General features: G+C 66.9%; 15 protein-coding genes. 14 read left to right on the top strand and 1 reads right to left on the bottom strand.

Annotated features, from left to right (window positions below):
• Positions 1 to 59: 59 nt before the first annotated feature.
• The 9 genes from Q0Q36_RS13470 to Q0Q36_RS13510 all read left to right on the top strand — a co-directional run bounded on the left by Q0Q36_RS13470 (position 60) and on the right by Q0Q36_RS13510 (position 8,108).
• Complete coding sequence (locus tag Q0Q36_RS13470) at positions 60 to 1,187, top strand: ABC transporter ATP-binding protein (RefSeq protein ID WP_293798677.1); 1,128 nt, start codon at positions 60 to 62, stop codon at positions 1,185 to 1,187.
• Between the two features lie 81 nt (positions 1,188 to 1,268).
• Positions 1,269 to 1,514 carry a twin-arginine translocase TatA/TatE family subunit gene (locus Q0Q36_RS13475; protein WP_293798678.1) on the top strand — a complete coding sequence of 82 codons (246 nt, stop codon included), beginning with the start codon at positions 1,269 to 1,271 and terminating at the stop codon, positions 1,512 to 1,514.
• Between the two features lie 46 nt (positions 1,515 to 1,560).
• Complete coding sequence (tatB, locus tag Q0Q36_RS13480) at positions 1,561 to 2,277, top strand: Sec-independent protein translocase protein TatB (RefSeq protein ID WP_293798679.1); 717 nt, start codon at positions 1,561 to 1,563, stop codon at positions 2,275 to 2,277.
• On the top strand, positions 2,274 to 3,086 hold the full coding sequence (gene tatC / locus Q0Q36_RS13485; RefSeq protein WP_293798680.1) for a twin-arginine translocase subunit TatC: 813 nt from the start codon (positions 2,274 to 2,276) through the stop codon (positions 3,084 to 3,086). The genes tatB and tatC overlap by 4 nt, the downstream gene beginning before the upstream one ends.
• Before the next feature lie 202 nt (positions 3,087 to 3,288).
• Positions 3,289 to 4,710, top strand: a complete 1,422-nt coding sequence (serS, locus tag Q0Q36_RS13490; protein ID WP_293798681.1) for a serine--tRNA ligase — start codon at positions 3,289 to 3,291, stop codon at positions 4,708 to 4,710.
• Between the two features lie 3 nt (positions 4,711 to 4,713).
• Positions 4,714 to 5,475 (top strand): 5'/3'-nucleotidase SurE, encoded by a 762-nt coding sequence (gene surE / locus Q0Q36_RS13495; RefSeq protein ID WP_293798682.1) that lies wholly within the window; start codon positions 4,714 to 4,716, stop codon positions 5,473 to 5,475.
• Positions 5,476 to 5,494: 19 nt separating this feature from the next.
• Entirely contained in the window at positions 5,495 to 6,157 is a 663-nt protein-coding gene (locus Q0Q36_RS13500; RefSeq protein ID WP_293798683.1) for a methyltransferase domain-containing protein, read from the top strand.
• Positions 6,158 to 6,214: 57 nt separating this feature from the next.
• Positions 6,215 to 6,676, top strand: a complete 462-nt coding sequence (locus tag Q0Q36_RS13505) for a hypothetical protein (protein ID WP_293798684.1) — start codon at positions 6,215 to 6,217, stop codon at positions 6,674 to 6,676.
• Positions 6,677 to 6,815: 139 nt separating this feature from the next.
• Positions 6,816 to 8,108 carry a LysM peptidoglycan-binding domain-containing M23 family metallopeptidase gene (locus tag Q0Q36_RS13510; RefSeq protein ID WP_293798685.1) on the top strand — a complete coding sequence of 431 codons (1,293 nt, stop codon included), beginning with the start codon at positions 6,816 to 6,818 and terminating at the stop codon, positions 8,106 to 8,108.
• Between the two features lie 213 nt (positions 8,109 to 8,321).
• On the opposite strand, the gene Q0Q36_RS13515 is transcribed toward Q0Q36_RS13510, so the two are convergent.
• On the bottom strand, positions 8,322 to 9,206 hold the full coding sequence (locus Q0Q36_RS13515; protein WP_293798686.1) for an ATP-binding protein: 885 nt from the start codon (positions 9,204 to 9,206) through the stop codon (positions 8,322 to 8,324).
• Positions 9,207 to 9,547: 341 nt separating this feature from the next.
• Between Q0Q36_RS13515 and yajC the strand changes: the two genes are divergently transcribed.
• From yajC to Q0Q36_RS13540, 5 genes are all read left to right on the top strand, one after another.
• A complete protein-coding gene (gene yajC, locus Q0Q36_RS13520; protein ID WP_293798727.1) occupies positions 9,548 to 9,823 on the top strand; it encodes a preprotein translocase subunit YajC in 276 nt (91 codons plus the stop codon).
• A gap of 63 nt (positions 9,824 to 9,886) precedes the next feature.
• On the top strand, positions 9,887 to 11,497 hold the full coding sequence (gene secD / locus Q0Q36_RS13525; RefSeq protein WP_293798687.1) for a protein translocase subunit SecD: 1,611 nt from the start codon (positions 9,887 to 9,889) through the stop codon (positions 11,495 to 11,497).
• A 33-nt stretch (positions 11,498 to 11,530) separates the two neighbouring features.
• The gene (gene secF / locus Q0Q36_RS13530; protein WP_293798729.1) at positions 11,531 to 12,490 is read left to right on the top strand and encodes a protein translocase subunit SecF; all 960 of its coding nucleotides are present in this window, start codon (positions 11,531 to 11,533) and stop codon (positions 12,488 to 12,490) included.
• 23 nt (positions 12,491 to 12,513) lie between these two features.
• Positions 12,514 to 12,891 (top strand): MTH938/NDUFAF3 family protein, encoded by a 378-nt coding sequence (locus Q0Q36_RS13535; RefSeq protein ID WP_293798688.1) that lies wholly within the window; start codon positions 12,514 to 12,516, stop codon positions 12,889 to 12,891.
• An 89-nt stretch (positions 12,892 to 12,980) separates the two neighbouring features.
• Complete coding sequence (locus tag Q0Q36_RS13540) at positions 12,981 to 13,868, top strand: phytoene/squalene synthase family protein (RefSeq protein ID WP_293798731.1); 888 nt, start codon at positions 12,981 to 12,983, stop codon at positions 13,866 to 13,868.
• Positions 13,869 to 13,871: the final 3 nt, after the last annotated feature.

Raw genomic sequence — 13,871 nt, forward strand, 5'->3', positions numbered from 1 at the left:
GCTCCGGCATGGTTCCGGGTCTCCCTTCGGTCGCCCGGGATGACGGCGCATAGTTGGACATGTGGAGTACGGAATTGGCGCAGAGCGAGACCAAAGCAGGATGGCTCGGCTGGGGCCGGCGCGGCACGGCCGGTGCGGCGATCCCGATGGCGCTCGGCTTCGAGAACGTGACGCAGCGCTTCGGTTCTGTAACGGCGCTGTCCGATGTCTCCCTCTCAGTCAAACCCGGCGAGATCGTCGCGTTGCTCGGCCAATCCGGCTGCGGCAAGACGACGCTGCTCAGGCTTGCCGCCGGGGTCGAGCGGCCGAGCGGGGGCCGCATCCTTCTGGAAGGGCGCGACGTTTCGGCGGCCGAGCGCTTCGTCGAGCCGGAGCATCGCGGCGTCGGCTTCGTCTTCCAGGATTACGCGCTGTTTCCGCATCTTTCCGTGCGCGATAATGTCCGCTTCGGCCTACGCGGCCAGGCGCCGGCAGCGGCCGATGCGACCGCCCTGCGGGCCTTGGCGCGGGTCGGGCTTGCCGATCTCGCCGATTCCTACCCGCATATGCTTTCGGGCGGCGAGCAGCAGCGTGTGGCGCTGGCACGCGCGATCGCGCCGCGGCCCGGTGTTCTCCTGATGGACGAACCCTTTTCCAATCTCGACCGGCGATTGCGCGACGTGGTGCGCGACGAGACCGCCGCGCTTTTGGAAGAGACCGGCGCCACCTCGATCATCGTCACGCATGATCCCGAGGACGCGATGCGCATCGCCGACCGGATCGTGTTGATGCGCGCCGGGCGGATCGTCCAGATCGGCACGGGCGAAGAGCTTTACCGACGGCCCAACAGCCTCTTTGCCGCCCGATTTTTCTGCGATCTAACCGAGATCGAGGGCCGGGTTTCGGGCGGGGCGGTCGAGACGCCGTTCGGCAGTTTCGCGGCGCCGGGGATCGCTGAAGGCGCGGCAGCCGTCGCCTGCATCCGGCCGCATCGCGTCCGCATCGTGCCGAAGGGTTATTATCTACGTGGGCGATTGACGGGACGGCGCTTCCTGGGGGAGGCCGACCATCTGCAGGTGATGGTGGACGGCTTCGACAGGGCGCTTTCGGTTCGCGCACCGCTTTCCGACGAGATCGCAGTGGGCGATGAAGTCGGTGTCGAGATTCCGTCGGACGAAGTCCTTGTGTTTCCCGCTGCGGATCAATAGGTTCCGCCGCCGAACAAGCGACCGGGCAAGGATTTGGTTGGGGCCATTCCCCGGTCGCCGCAATTTCGGAGGAGTTTCGCCATGGGTGGCGTGAGCATTTGGCACTGGATCGTCGTCGGCGTCATCGTGATGCTGCTGTTCGGGCGCGGCAAGGTTTCCGAGCTGATGGGCGATGTCGCCAAGGGCATCAAATCGTTCAAGAAGGGCATGGCCGAGGATGACGAGCCGGCGCCGACCGCTGGCAATGTCGATCCCAAGGTGATCGACCAGACCAAGGCCGACAACGCCGCCGCCCAGGCCCAGGCCAAGGCCGAGCACAAGGCCTGATGCCCTGGTGCCCTTCGGGGCACCGGCTTGAGAGGACGAGCCGTCGATGTTCGACATCGCCTGGAGCGAGATGGTGCTGATCGGCGCGGTGGCGCTGGTCGTGATCGGCCCGAAGGACCTGCCCAAGGCCCTGCGCACGGTCGGCCAGACGGTCGGCCGTATCCGGCGCATGGCCTCGGAGTTCCAGGGCCAGTTCAACGAGGCGATGCGCGAGGCCGAGCTCGCCGACCTGAAGAAGCAGGTCGAGGATGTCGGCGGATCGGTGTCGAGCGCGCTGAACAACGATTTCAAGCCGATCGATACGCCCAAGGATTTCGATCCCGCCAAGCCGGACGCTTCGAAGCCTGAGGAGGCCGCGCTGAAGGAGGCCGAGGCGAAGCTTGCCTCGCTGCCGCCGCCCGAGCCGCTGCCGCCGGTCAACATTGCAGCCGAGGCGCCGAAGCCCACCGAGAAGCCGAAGCGGGCACGTAAGGCCGCCATCGAGCCCGCTCCCGCGGTCGTTGAGGCGCCCGTCGCCCCGGTTACCGTGGCTGAGCCACCCCCGGCGAGACCTGTCCGCAAGCGTAGCACCAAGGCTGCCGAAGCGCCGGCTGCCTTGGCAGCGCCGGCTCCGGCGCCTGCTGCGGCCGCGCCGGTCAAGGCTGCGAAAGCTCCTGCTGCTGCGCGCAAGCCCAAGACCGCGGTTGCTGCCGCATCGGCTGAAGCCGCCAAGCCCGTCGCCCGCAAGCGCAAGACCGCCAAGGGCGAGGAGAATTCCGCATGAGCGTCGCCAATCCTCGCGAGGGCGAGGACGAGATCGAGGCCTCGCGCGCGCCGCTCCTCGAGCATCTGATCGAGTTGCGGGCGCGGCTGATCAAGTCGCTGATCGCCTTCCTGATCATGTTCTTCATCTGCTTCGGCTTCTCGACGCAGATCTACAACATCCTGGTGAAGCCCTATGTCTGGGCCGCCGGCAGCGCCGCCAATGCGCAGTTGATCTATACCGGCCCGCTCGAGCTGCTCTTCACCCATATCAAGGTGGCGGCCTTCGGCGCCGGCTTCTTCGCCTTTCCGGTGATCGCGACGCAGATCTACAAGTTCGTTGCGCCCGGCCTCTACAAGAACGAGAAGGCGGCTTTCGCGCCCTATCTGGTGGCGACCCCGGTGTTCTTCACGCTCGGCGCGCTCTTGGTCTTCTTCTTCGCCATGCCGGTGCTGATGAAGTTCTCGCTCGGCATGCAGCAGGCCGCGACCGAGACCCAGGCCGGCATCGCGCTCCTGCCGAAGGTCAGCGAGTACCTCTCGCTGATCATGACGCTGATCTTCGCCTTCGGCATCGCCTTTCAGCTGCCGGTGATCCTGACCCTGCTCGGGCAGGCCGGCATCATCGATTCGAAGTTCCTCAAGGAAAAGCGGCGCTACGCCATCGTCTTCGTCTTCGTGGTGGCGGCCGTGCTGACCCCGCCGGACGTGATCTCGCAGCTCATGCTCGCGGTCCCGATGCTGCTGCTCTACGAACTCTCGATCTTCTCGGTGCGCCGGGTCGAGAAGAAGAGCGAGGCCGCGAAGGCCGAAGAGGATGCGGCGGAGTAGGGCGTTGCCGTCATGCTCGCCCTTGTGGCGAGCATCCACGTCTTGAGCGCCACGCTCGATGGGCGAAGACGTTATGGTCGGGACAGGCCCGACCATGACGTTGTCGGGCCTTCAAATGCCTATAACGGTGGTTCCCTCGCGCGCGATCCCGGTCTAGAGCATCCAACGCTGCATTCCGCAGCGATGGCATGGCCGGACGACGATGTACGACATCAGATGGATTCGCGAGAACGCCGCGGCGTTCGACAAGGGGCTTGAGCGCAGGGGCCTGGCGCCGCTGTCGTCCTCGCTGCTCGAACTCGACGATGTCCGCCGCTCGTCGATCGCCAAGGCGCAGGCCACCCAGGAGCGCCGCAACGCGCTCTCCAAGGACATCGGCAAGGCGATGGGCGCGAAGGATGTCGCGCTCGCCGACACGCTGAAGGCCGAGGTCGCAGCGCTCAAGGAGCAGCAGCCGGCGCTTGAGGCCGAGGAGAAGGCCGCCAAGGACGCGCTCGACGAAAAGCTCGCCGCGATCCCGAACACGCCCTTCGACGATGTGCCCGATGGCGCCGACGAGCACGGCAATGTCGTGCTGCATGTCCATGGTGTGAAGCCGGAAGAGCGTGGGCTGCTCAAGGGCGTCAACGACCCCAAGCAGCATTTCGAGCTGGGCGAGGCGCTCGGCCAGATGGATTTCGAGAAGGCGGCGAAGCTCTCCGGCTCGCGCTTCGTCGTGCTGCAGAGTCAGGTCGCGCGGCTCAGCCGGGCGATCGGGCAGTTCATGCTCGACACGCACACGGAAGAGCACGGCTATACCGAGATAATGCCGCCTTTGATGGTGCGTGACGAAGTCATGTTCGGGACGGCGCAATTGCCGAAGTTCCGCGATGACCAGTTCATGGCGGCGGACATGGAGTGGCGCGGTAATCGCCTGAACGAGATTCTGAAGGACCTCGATAAGGCGATTCCTCAGGGCGGCTCCGCGTTCGATACCGTTCAGAAGCTGGTCGAGGAAGCAGAGACCAGCGAGCAGTTCTGGCTGATCCCGACCGCCGAAGTGCCGCTGACCAATCTGGCAAGGGAATCAATCCTCTCCGAGGAGGAGCTGCCGCTTCGATTCACCGCGCTCACGCCTTGCTTCCGCGCAGAAGCGGGCTCGGCCGGTCGCGACACGCGCGGCATGCTGCGCCAGCACCAGTTCGAGAAGGTCGAGCTCGTCTCGATCACGGCGCCGGAGAAGTCGCGCGAGGAGCATGAGCGCATGCTCGCCTGCGCCGAGGCGGTGCTGAAGAAGCTCGACCTGCATTATCGCGTGATGACTTTGTGCACCGGCGATATGGGCTTCGCCTCGCAGAAGACCTGGGACATCGAAGCCTGGCTGCCCGGCCAGAAGACCTATCGCGAAATCTCGTCCTGCTCGGTCTGCGGTGATTTCCAGGCGCGCCGGATGAACGCTCGCTACAAGACCAGGGACGGCAAGGGGCCGTTCTTCGTGCACACGCTCAACGGCTCGGGCACGGCGGTGGGCCGCGCGCTGATCGCGGTGATGGAGAACTACCAGAACGCGGACGGCTCGATCACCGTGCCGGACGTGCTGGTGCCCTATATGCGCGGCGTGACGCGGATCGAGAAGGCGGCCTGAGACATGCGTATCCTCGTCACCAATGATGACGGCATCCATGCCGAGGGGCTCGCCGTGCTGGAGCGCATCGCGCGCCAGCTCTCCGACGATGTCTGGGTCGTGGCGCCCGAGACCGACCAGTCGGGCGTCGCGCATTCGCTGTCGCTGTCCAACCCCTTGCGCCTGCGCCAGATCGACGAGAAGCGCTTCGCAGTGCAGGGTACGCCGACCGATTGCGTGATCATGGCGGTCCGCGCGGTCATGAAGGAGGCGCGGCCCGATCTCGTGCTCTCGGGCGTCAACCGGGGCTCGAATGTCGCGGAGGACGTGACCTATTCCGGCACGATCGCGGCCGCGATGGAAGGCACGTTGCTCGGCGTGCCCTCGATCGCGGTGAGCCAGGCCTATATGCCGGGCAATCGCGACTCGATCCGCTGGGACTGCGCCGAGAGCCATGCGCCGGGGATCATCCGGCGCCTGCTGGAGGAGGGCATTCCGGAGGGCGTGCTGTTCAACCTCAACTTCCCGAATGCCGGGCCGGACGAGGTCGAGGGCGTCGCCGTCACCGTGCAGGGGCGGCGTGACCAGGAGATCGTGCAGCTCGAACCGCGCAAGGACGGCCGCGGCAATCCCTATTACTGGATCGCCTTCCAGCGCAGCGGCAAGGAACCGGCGAACGGCACCGACCTGAAGGCGCTGGCGGAAAAGCGCATCTCGATCACGCCGCTGGAACTCGACCTGACGCATGAGCCGACGCTGACGCGCTTCGCGCGGCTGTTCGCCTGAGCGGGAAGCGGGGAGGGGCATGAGCGAGGACGCGCCGGCCAGCGAGGGCGAGCGTACCGTCGCCTTCCTGCTTTCGCTCCGCGCGCGCGGCGTGCGCGATCTCGCGCTGCTGCGCGCGATGGAGCGCGTGCCGCGCGACCGCTTCGCGCCCGCCCGCTTCGCCGATCTCGCCCGGCAGGACGTGTCCGTGCCGCTGCCCTGCGGCCAGACGATGACGGCACCGCATACGGTCGCCAACCTGCTCGTCGCGCTCGACCTGCAGCCCGGCGCGCGGGTGCTCGAGGTCGGGACCGGCTCGGGCTATGTCTCGGCGCTGCTTGCCGCGATGGGAGCCGAGGTCGTTTCGCTGGAGCGTTATCGGTCGCTGGCGCTGGCCGCGCATGAGCGCGTCTCCGACAGCGGTTTCGGCGGGGTCGTCGACCTGCGCCATGCCGATGGGTTTCAGCCGGACCGGACGCTCGGCCGGTTCGACCGCATCCTCGTCAACGGCGTCACCCAGGCGGTGCCGGAGGCGCTGCTGGCACGGCTCTTGCCCGGCGGGCGCCTCGTCGGGGCGTTGCGGGTGGAGGGCGCGGCGCGGCGGGTGGTGGTCACGCATCTCGAAGACGGGCAGTTCGACCACGCCACCGGGCCGGCGCTACGCCTGCCGCCCTTGATTCCGGGGCGCTCGCGCGCCTTGTGAGGCCGTGCGGCGAAGCGTTATCGCCGCGAGATCCAGCGTCGGGCTTGCCTACCGGCGATGCAGGATTTCGGAATCGGGAATGCCATCGCCCGTCAGGCGAAGCTCGTTCCGATCGAAGAGGCCGATGAAGCGCTTGCGGCCGATCTCGAAGACGATCATCCGGCCGGAGATATTCCGCAGAGTGAGCGCGTCACGCTGGAACGGCCGGGTGTCATCCGTATTGCCAAGCATCCTCTCCGTGTCGATCAGAATCCGTCGATTTTCCGACCGCCACGTGCCGTGCATCTGCTTCAGGATCGGCTCGGCCGACCGGGCCTGCGAACCGAAAGCGAGTACGAGACAGGCCAAAGCCAAGCGGAGCATGACGCTGCGTTAACGTATGCGGAATGTGCCTGCAACCGGATGCGTCCCAGCGAAAACGGCTCTCGTGATCCGCCGGAGTCCGGCGATCGCGCCGTGAGCAGCTCTTACCAAGTTTCTGAGGTCGTTTACGCGAAATTAAGCTCAACGGGACTTTAATCGCGTTCATCGAGTTGCGTCGTTCGCGAGTACTCAGTTCATGCGTAGCCAAGCCGGATCGATCAATCCCCGCGCTCTCCGTCGTTTGTCGACGGTGTGCCTGTTCGCTCTCAGCGTCAGTGCCTGCTCGTCGGATGCGATGCGTTTCACCGAGACGCCCTTCGACAGTCCCTTCAAATCCGCCCAGGCGCCAGCTCCTGTTCGCGATCCGGTCACGACCGGCTCGATCGGGCAGGTTTCGAGCGCGCCGCTGCAGCCGGTGGCCTCTGCGCCTCTGGTTCGCTCCCAGCCTCTGCCGGCGCCGCAATCGTCCGTCGCGCTGAGCGCGCCGCCGCGGCAGCCCGTTTCGGGCAGCTCCGCCGGCTGGTCGGCCCAGGGCGGCACTCCGGTCGTGCTGGCTCAGGGCGAGACGCTTGATACGATCTCCTCGCGCTACGGCGTGCCGCGCGCCGCCATCATGTCGGCGAACGGGCTGAACAACGCGAACGTGGCGCCCGGCACACGTATCACCATCCCCGTCTATAACGCTGCTGCCGCTTCCTCGCCGGCTGCTCCTGCCGCTGCGCCGGCTCCGGTGCGCCAGGCTGCCCAGGCGCCGGTCGAAACGCAGCGCTTCGTCGCCGGCCCGTCCGCTGCCCCGCGTCCCGCGGCGCCGGCTGCCGTCGATCCGAGGGCGCAGGCCAGGGCTGCTGCCGAGGCGAAGACTGCTGCGGCCGCCGAGGCCAAGGCGAAGGCCGCCGCTGACGCTCAGGCCATGAAGGAATCCCGCGCCCGCTTCGCTGCCGAAGCCAAGGCCAAGGCGGATGCCCGCAAGACCGCGGCCCTGCCGACGCCGGCCGCCAAGCCTGCCGCGGCGCCGGTTGCTGCCGTGAAGCCTGTGCCGGAAGCGAAGCCGGTCAGGACTGCTGCGCCCGCCGCCCAGCCGGCGAAGCCCGTCGTCGTCGCGAGCGCTCCGGCCGCCGAGCCGAAGCCCACCGCGATCCCGAAGGCCGATCCCGCTCCGGAGCCGAAGACCACGGCGAGCATCCCGAAGCAGGAAGAAGAGGCAGCCTCTTCGGCCGACAAGGCGGATTTCCGCTGGCCGGCCCGCGGCCGCGTCATCTCCGGCTATAGCGGCAAGGGTGGCAACGAGGGCATCAACATTGCGGTTCCCGAGGGCACGCCGGTCAAGGCGGCCGAGGGCGGCACGGTGGCCTATGCCGGCAGCGAGCTGAAGGGTTACGGCAATCTCGTCCTGATCCGCCACCCCAATGGCTACGTCTCGGCCTATGCCCATAACGGCGATCTCAAGGTGAAGCGCGGCGATGTCGTGAAGCGTGGCCAGGTCGTCGCCAACTCCGGCCAGAGCGGCAACGTCTCCTCGCCGCAGCTCCATTTCGAGCTGCGCAAGGGCTCGGCGCCGGTCGATCCGACGCCCTACCTGAACAACTGATACCGGAGCCGCGGACGAGGTTTCACCCTTCGATCGGTTCCGCGAGACCCTCCCGATCGAAAAGAACGGGGCTGCCCCAGAAAAGGGCGGCCCCGTTTTCGTTTGTGATACCTCGTCATGCTCGCCCTTGTGGCGAGCATCCACGTCTTGAATGCGACCTTCGATCGGCGAAGACGTGGATGGTCGGGACAAGCCCGACCATGACGTGGAGGTCTACCCCTCCAGCTTCCTGCCCAGCCGGCCGGCCAGGTCCTGGATGTACTGCCAGGCGGTGCGGCCGGAGCGGGAGCCGCGGGTCGTCGACCATTCCAGCGCGTCGCGGCGCAGCTCTTCCGGCGCCACGTTCAGTCCGAAATGGCCGGCATAGCCGTTGATCATCTCCAGGTACTCGTCCTGGCTGCATTTGTGGAAGCCGAGCCAGAGGCCGAAGCGGTCGGAGAGCGAGACCTTCTCCTCGATTGCCTCGCCCGGATTGATCGAGGTCGAGCGCTCGTTGTCCATCATGTCGCGCGGCAGCAGGTGGCGGCGATTCGAGGTGGCGTAGAACACCACATTGTCCGGCCGCCCCTCGACGCCGCCGTCGAGCACTGCCTTCAGCGACTTATAGGAGGTGTCGTCGCTGTCGAAGGACAGATCGTCACAGAAGACGATGGCGCGGTGCGGGTCGTTGCGCAGCAGGCTCATCAGCGGGGGCAGGCTCTCGATGTCCTCGCGGTGGATCTCGATGAGCTTCAGCGGCAGTGCGTCCTTGGCGAGGCGCAGATTGGTGTCGGCATGCACAGCCTTGACCAGCGAGGACTTGCCCATGCCGCGTGCGCCCCAGAGCAGCACGTTATTCGCCGGCAGGCCCTTGGCGAAGCGCTCGGTATTCTCGGCCAGCGTGTCGCGGACGCGGTCGACGCCGCGCAAAAGCGAGAGGGCGACGCGGTTGACCTTCGGCACGGGCACCAGTTCGGAACCCGCAGCCTGCCAGACGAAGGCATCGGCGACCTTGAGGTCGGCGGCCTTGCGGCGGGGCGGGGCGATGCGGTCCAGTGCATCGGCGATGCGCAGTAGCGTGGCCAGTGTCTGGTCGGGGGCGGTCTCGGTCGTGGTCATGGCGGCGGGGCCTTCGTTTCGTCCTGTCGAACCGTACCGTACCGTCCGGTACGGTTCAGGGCGCTAGCTAAACCGCGTCGTGGATGGTGCGCAAGAGGCATTGCGCGAATGGCAGCCAGCCCATAGGTGAGGGATCGCGCATGGGCGACCGGGCGCGTCCGATTGATTTCACGGCGTTGCTGGCTATAGTCCGCGCGATTTTGCGGCCGGGCGATGGTTTTGGCCTTACGTCTTTCAACCAGAGATTCGCGGTCGGCGGCGTGCCGCCGCCGTACCAGAGGAGCGTCTTCGTGATCACCCCCGCTTTCGCCCAGGCCACGGGAGCCGGTGGCGGCGCCGACATGCTGATCCAGCTTGTGCCGTTCCTGCTGATTTTCGTCATCATGTGGTTCCTGATCATCCGGCCGCAGCAGCGCCGGGCCAAGAGCCATCAGGAGCTGATCAAGAACGTGCGCCGTGGCGACACCGTCGTTACCTCGGGCGGCCTGATCGCGAAGGTCTCGAAGGTCGTCGATGACGCCGAACTGGAAGTCGAGATCGCCGACGGCGTGCGCGTGCGCATCGTGCGCGGCATGATCCAGGACGTCCGCTCCAAGAGCGAGCCGGTCAAGAACTGAGAATGCGGCGGCTAGGGCTCCCGACGCGGGAGCCCGGGCACGACAACAAGGCTGTTCACGCATATGCTTCGTCTCCAGGCCCGCAAGGTCATCCTCGTCCTGCTCGTGCTGTTCATCGGCTGCGGGCTCGCCGTGCCGAACCTCTTGTCGCCCGAGACGCGCAAGGCCATCGAAACCAACGCACCGTCCTGGATTCCGCGGGCTTTCCTGCCGATCCATGCGGTGGTGCTCGGCCTCGACCTGCAGGGCGGCTCGCACGTCCTGCTCGAGATCGACCGGGCCGAGCTGGTGCGCAGCCAGGTCGTCCAGCTGCGTGACGACGTCCGCCGTATCCTGCGCGACGAGCGCGCCGCGCCGCAGGGGGGCATCCAGACGCTGCCCCGTGGTGTGCAGGTGCGCGTTCCCGACGCTGTCGAGCGGGCGCGCGTGATGCCGAAGCTGCGCGAGCTCGCGCAGCCAATCGGGACACTTGGCGCCTTCGGGCCATCCGGCAACCAGTCGATTGCCATTGCCGAGCAGCCTGACGGGCTGATCCAGCTCACGGTCACCGAAGCCGGCTCGAACGAGCGCATCCGTCGCGCTGTCGAGCAGGCGATGGAAGTGCTGCGCCGTCGCGTCGATGCGTTGGGCACGACCGAGCCCAACATCCAGCGCCAGGGCCTCGACCGCATCCTGGTGCAGGTGCCGGGCCTGCAGGACCCGCAACGCCTGAAGCAGATCCTCGGCGATACGGCCAAGCTCGAATTCCGCCTCGTTGGCGACGCCAACAGCAGCGATGTCGACATGCTGCCCTCGCAGGATGCCGGCGGACAGACGGTGCCGGTGCTGCGCCAGCCCGTCGTGGATGGTGCCGACCTGATCGACGCGCAGCCGGCCTTCGATTCGCGCTCGGGCCAGCCGATCGTGAACTTCCGATTCAACATCCGCGGCGCCCAGCGCTTCGGCCAGATCACCACCGAGAATCTCGGCCGCCCGCTGGCGATCGTGCTCGACAACAAGGTGATCTCGTCGCCGGTCATCCAGTCGCCGATCACCGGCGGCTCGGGCCAGATCTCCGGCAATTTCACGGTCGAGCAGGTCAATAACCTGTCGATCCTGCTGCGTGCCGGCGCGCTGCCCGCCAAGATGACCATCGTGGAAGAGCGTACCGTCGGCCCCGGCCTCGGCGCCGACTCGATTCATGCCGGCAAGATGGCGACCCTGATCGCGACCGTGCTGGTCGTGATCTACATGCTCGCGACCTACGGCGTCTTCGGGATGATCGCGAGCATCGCGCTCGTCGTCCATGTCGGCCTGATCTTCGGCCTGATGTCGTTCCTCGGCGCGACGATGACGCTGCCCGGCATCGCCGGCATCGTGTTGACCATCGGCACCGCGGTCGATTCGAACGTGCTGATCTATGAGCGCATGCGCGAAGAGGAGCACCAGGGCCGCAGCCTCGTCTCGGCGCTCGAAGCGGGCTTCCAGCGCGCCTTCGCCACGATCATCGACTCCAACGTCACCATGCTGATCGCGGCGGTCGCGCTGTTCTCGCTCGGCTCCGGCCCGGTGCGGGGCTTCGCGGTCGTGTTCATCCTGGGCATCCTCACCACCGTCATCACGGCGGTGACGCTGACCCGGATGCTGATCGCGATCTGGTATCGCTGGGCCAAGCCCAAGCACCTTCCGTTCTGACGCTGCCAACCCCTCAGGAGATTGGCCATGCGCATGCGCCTGCTTCGTATCGTTCCCGATAACACCAAGTTCAAATTCGTCTGGTTCCGCCGCTTCAGCTATCCGCTGTCGGCTGCCTATTCGATCCTCGTGCTCACGCTCTTCCTGACAGTCGGCCTGAATTTCGGCATCGACTTCAAGGGCGGCACGCTGATCGAGATGCAGACGAAGGGCGTGGCGGTCGATATCGGCCAGATCCGCCATACGGCCAACGGGCTCGGCTTCGGCGAGGCCGAGGTGCAGGAGTTCGGTTCCGGCGGCGAGGTCTCGATGCGCTTCGGCATGCAGCCGGGCGGCGAGACGGCGCAGCAGGCGGTCGTCGTCAAGGCGCGCGAGGCCTTCGCCGCGACCTATGATTTCCGCCGTGTCGAGACGGTCGGCCCGCGCGTTTCCGGCGAGCTCGTGCAGGCCGGCACGCTCGGCGTCGTGCTCGCGATCGTCGGCGTGCTGATCTATCTCTGGTTCCGCTTCGAGATGCCGCTGGCGATCGGCGCGATCCTCGGCACGCTGCACGACATCGTGCTGACCATCGGCTTCTTCCTGATCACGCAGCTCGAGTTCAACCTGACCTCGATTGCGGCGATCCTGACCATCGTCGGCTATTCGCTGAACGAGACGGTCGTGGTGTTCGATCGGACGCGCGAACTGCTGCGCCGCTACAAGACCATGCCGGTGGCCGAGCTCCTCGACCTCTCCGTGAACTCGACCCTTTCGCGCACGGCGATGACGGCGACCACGACGTTCCTGTCGCTGCTGGCGCTCGTGCTGTTCGGCGGCACGGCGATCGAGGGCTTCGCGCTGGTGATGCTGTTCGGCGTCGTGGTCTGCACCTATTCGGCGATGTTCATCTCAACGCCTGTGCTGCTCTACATGGATGTCCGCTCGGCTGGCGCCCGTGAGGAGGCGCAGGAGGCGGCGCGAGCCAAGTCTTCCGCCGCCAAGGCCAAGGCCTGATCGCGGCCAGAGTTGCCAGTCATATGCCGCGCTTCGAGGGCTTCATTCCCGGTCGCTATCCGCTCGATGCCATCGGTGCGGGCGGGTTCCGCTTCGCCGAGATGAGCCACAAGGGCTCGATCATTGCGACGCCGGCCGGCATCCGCATCTGGCCCGTGACGCGGTTTTCCGAGGTGACCATCGAGAGCCTGCAGCCGGTGCTCGACGAGGCCGGGACGATCGATTTCCTGCTGATCGGGACGGGGCCGGATATCGCCTTCATTCCGCCCGCTCTGCGTGATCCCTTGAAGCAGGTCGGGATCGCGGTCGAGGGCATGGCAACCGGCGCTGCGGCGCGGACCTATAACGTGCTCGTCGGCGAGGATCGTCGCGTGGCCGCGGCTCTGATCGCGGTCGACTAGATGCCGGCCATGCCGGCTATACGTAGCGGGGGCAGGGCGCTTGCCCTAAGATTGGAAACGGCCGCATGACGACGGGCCGAGGCGGGACGATGCCGCAGACCAATACCGACGACCGCAAGGATATCGCGCCGGCGCGCCTGCCGGAGGCTTACGCCCATTGCGCCGAACTCGTCCGCGAGCAGGACCAGGATCGCTATATCGCCGGGCTCTACGCGCCCGAGGACCGTCGCGCGGCGCTCTACGCGCTCTACGCCTTCAGCCTGGAGATCGCGCGGGTGAGGGCGCTTGTCAGCGAGCCGCTGCCGGGCGAGGTGCGGCTGCAATGGTGGCGCGACGTGCTGGAGGGGCAGGCCAGCGGCGAGACCCAAGGACACCCGGTCGCGGCGGCGCTGCTTGATACGATCAAGCGCTACCGGCTACCGGTCGCGCCGCTGACGGCGCTGATCGATGCGCGCATCTTCGACCTCTATGACGACCCGATGCCTTCTCTGCGCGATCTGGAGGGCTATGCCGGCGAAACCGCGAGCGCTGTGATCCGGCTCGCCTGCATCATCCTGGCCGGCGGGCGCGACCCCGGCGGTGCGACGGCCTGCGGCCATGCCGGCGTCGCCTATGCGCTGACCGGGCTGATGCGCGCCTTTCCCTGGCATGCGGCCGAGGGGCAGGTCTATCTGCCGGCCGATATCCTCGCCCGCAACGGCGTGACCCGCGACGACATCGTGCGCGGGCGCGGCGGGCCGGGCGTGCTCTATACGCTGAAGGAGTTGCGCGAGATCGCGCGCGGGCATTTGAAGAAGCTGACCAGCCTCAGCGAGACGATTCCCTCCGGCCTGAAGCCGGCCTTCCTGCCGGTGGCGCTGGTGGAGCCTTATCTCAAGCGGATGGAGGCGAGGGGATACGATCCCTACCGCACCATCATCACGCTGCCGGCCTGGCGCCGGCAGTGGCTGCTGTGGCGGGCGTCGCGGAAACGCTGACCG

The organism is uncultured Allobosea sp. (assembly GCF_945957345.1).
In the GTDB taxonomy this organism is placed as follows: domain Bacteria; phylum Pseudomonadota; class Alphaproteobacteria; order Rhizobiales; family Beijerinckiaceae; genus Allobosea.